This is a genomic window from Halobacillus andaensis (genome assembly GCF_014636475.1).
Taxonomy (GTDB): domain Bacteria; phylum Bacillota; class Bacilli; order Bacillales; family Halobacillaceae; genus Halobacillus_A; species Halobacillus_A andaensis.
Window position 1 is genome coordinate 1 of sequence record NZ_BMEL01000011.1, and the last position, 1,202, is coordinate 1,202.

1 rRNA gene is annotated in these 1,202 nt (G+C 51.8%); it reads right to left on the bottom strand.

Annotated features, from left to right (window positions below):
- Positions 1–1,202: ribosomal RNA gene (locus IEV27_RS19730) — 23S ribosomal RNA — on the bottom strand; the annotation flags it as partial.

The window sequence follows — 1,202 nt, forward strand, 5'->3', positions numbered from 1 at the left end:
ACTTCGCAGCCCTTAGAACGCTCTCCTACCACAGATCCATACGGATCTATCCGCAGCTTCGGTGGTGTGTTTAGCCCCGGTATATTTTCGGCGCGGAGTCACTCGACCAGTGAGCTATTACGCACTCTTTCAATGATGGCTGCTTCTAAGCCAACATCCTGGTTGTCTAAGCAACTCCACATCCTTTTCCACTTAACACACACTTGGGGACCTTAGCTGGCGGTCTGGGCTGTTTCCCTCTCGACCATGAACCTTATCACCCATGGTCTGACTCCCAGAACAAAGTCACTGGCATTCGGAGTTTGACTGAATTCGGTAACCCGGTAGGGGCCCCTCGTCCAATCAGTGCTCTACCTCCAGGACTTTCTATTCTGAGGCTAGCCCTAAAGCTATTTCGGAGAGAACCAGCTATCTCCGTGTTCGATTGGCATTTCACCCCTACCCACACCTCATCCCCGCAATTTTCAACTTGCGTGGGTTCGGGCCTCCAGTCAGTGTTACCTGACCTTCACCCTGGACATGGGTAGATCACACGGTTTCGGGTCTACGACCGCATACTCACTCGCCCTATTCAGACTCGCTTTCGCTGCGGCTCCGCTTCTATGAGCTTAACCTCGCATACGGTCGTAACTCGCCGGTTCATTCTACAAAAGGCACGCCGTCACCCATAAATGGGCTCCGACTACTTGTAGGCACACGGTTTCAGGTTCTATTTCACTCCCCTTCCGGGGTGCTTTTCACCTTTCCCTCACGGTACTGGTTCACTATCGGTCACTAGGGAGTATTTAGCCTTGGGAGATGGTCCTCCCGGATTCCGACGGAATTCCTCGTGTTCCGCCGTACTCAGGATCCACTCCGGAGGAAAGAAGATGTCGATTACAGGGCTCTTACCCGCTCTGGCTGATCGTTCCAGATCGATTCATCTATCTTCTTTCTTGGTAACTCCAAAGGAGTGTCCTACAACCCCAGAAAGCAAGCTTTCTGGTTTGGGCTGTTTCCGTTTCGCTCGCCGCTACTTAGGAAATCGCGTTTGCTTTCTCTTCCTCCGGGTACTAAGATGTTTCAGTTCCCCGGGTCTGCCATCGTTACCCTATGTATTCAGATAACGATACGGTTCCATTACGAACCGTGGGTTTCCCCATTCGGAAATCTTTGGATCAAAGCCTACTTACGGCTCCCCAAAGCATATCGGTGTTAGTCCC